Below are 1,831 nucleotides of genomic sequence, written 5' to 3' on the forward strand. Positions count from 1 at the left end.
ATGCGGATGGCGTGGCCGGCGGCGAAGCGATGGCCGCAATCGTTGAGTTTTACGCTGACGTCGTAGAACTGACCGGGGACGAGGGCTTCGGGCTGCTCGTGGCTGTCGCGATGGGTCAGGTTGAGCACCTGATAGCTGACGCGAGTGACCGTGCCATCGGGGCGCACGTCTGACAGACGGACCGAGACCTGGGCCACTGGCTTGTCCGAAGCCAGGCGGAGTTTCAGCACCGGCGCGCCGAGGACGTCAAAGCTCTCTGTCTGCACAAGGGAGTCAAAGACGAGAGCGCTGCCGTCATCGAGACGTTGATCGGTCGGGTGTTCGCCGACGCAGCCGGTGCCCATCCATTCGCCACCGGCCTTGCCGTGGCTCTGTGGTGAGCAAATGGTCAGCATGCCGGCAGGGGAACTGCCGGTATGAAGGCCATGGTCACCACCGAGCTGTAAGGTTTTGGGGGCAATGGACGCAGACGGCCAGTTTGCCTCCCCGACCCAGCGACCGGGTGCATCGGTGCGGGTGCCGGTGGGGGCGACACTGTCATTGATATAGGCGCGAAGATCCGGCTCATTCATGACACCGGTATCTTTGCCCTTAAGCCAATGGTCCCACCAGCGCACGGCTTCCTGAAGGAAGCCGATGGCCGGACCGGGAACACCGTCCTGCGGATAGATATGGCCCCAGGGGCCAATGATTGCCTTGCGCGGCGTCTTGAGTCCTTCGAGCAGACGCGGCACGGCATTGGTATAGCTGTCGGCCCAGCCGCCAATGGCGAGCACGGGGACTTCGATATCCGAAAAATCCTCGCAGATCGAACCGTGCTTCCAGTAGTCGTCATAGCGTTGGTGTTCGAGCCAGAGCGCGGGGAAGAAGGGCAGGTTTTCGATGCGCTTCAGCCAGGCCTCGCGCCAACCCTCGCCGACGATCTCGGGGTCGAGCGGCCGGCTCTGGTAGGCCAGCATGATCGTGCCCCACCAGAGATTATCGTTGAGCAGCAGGCCGCCCATGTAGTGGATGTCGTCAGTATAGCGATTGTCGGTCGAATAGGCCGTGATGATGGCCTTCAGCGCCGGGGGCCGACGAGAGGCGACCTGCAGCCCGTTGAACCCACCCCAGCTCTTGCCCATCATGCCGACATTGCCGTCGCACCAGGGCTGGGCTGATATCCAGGCGATGACTTCGAGCGCATCGTCCTGCTCCTGCTTCAGATACTCGTCGGCCATGTGGCCGTCGCTCTCGCCCGTGCCGCGCATGTCGACGCGGATGGCGGCATAGCCGTTTTCAGCGAAGAAGCCGTGCATGGGCTCGTCGCGGCCACGGGTGCCATCGCGCTTGCGATAGGGGATGTATTCAAGGATCGCGGGGACTTTTGCATCGTCCTCGGGCAGGAACAGCCGCGCACCAAGGCGCGTGCCGTCGCTGAGGGGGATCCAGATATGTTCGGTGATGCGGATGGTCATGGAAAAAGTCCAGTTCTAGGCGGTCGCCTGCTGGCGCTTGGCCAGCACGGTATCGAGCCAGTCGCGGCGCAGTTCGGGCACGGACGTCACCAGCTCTTCGGTATAGGGGTGGAATGGCGGCTGGAAGATTTCCGCCGTCGGGCCCTGCTCGACGATCTTGCCGCGCTGCATGACGAGCGTGCGGTCGGCGAGGCGCCGGACGACGCCGAGATCGTGGGTGATGAAGAGGTAGGACAGACCCAATTCCTGCTGCAGGTTTTTGAGCAGTTTGAGGATGTCTTCGGCCACCAGCGGATCGAGCGCCGAAGTGACCTCGTCGCAGATGATGAGGTCGGGCTTGGCAGCAAGTGCACGGGCAATGCAGACGCGCTGCT

1 protein-coding gene and 1 pseudogene are annotated in these 1,831 nt (G+C 63.0%); both read right to left on the minus strand.

The genetic code is table 11. From position 1 onward, the window contains the following. Nucleotides 1–1,457: CocE/NonD family hydrolase (locus J0I64_RS08675; RefSeq protein WP_291407186.1), on the minus strand; the 1,457-nt coding region annotated here is incomplete at its 3' end. Between the two features lie 15 nt (nucleotides 1,458–1,472). Further along, nucleotides 1,473–1,831: pseudogene (locus J0I64_RS08680) on the minus strand (ABC transporter); the annotation flags it as partial.

This window comes from Devosia sp. (assembly GCF_017307565.1).
Lineage (GTDB): Bacteria > Pseudomonadota > Alphaproteobacteria > Rhizobiales > Devosiaceae > Devosia.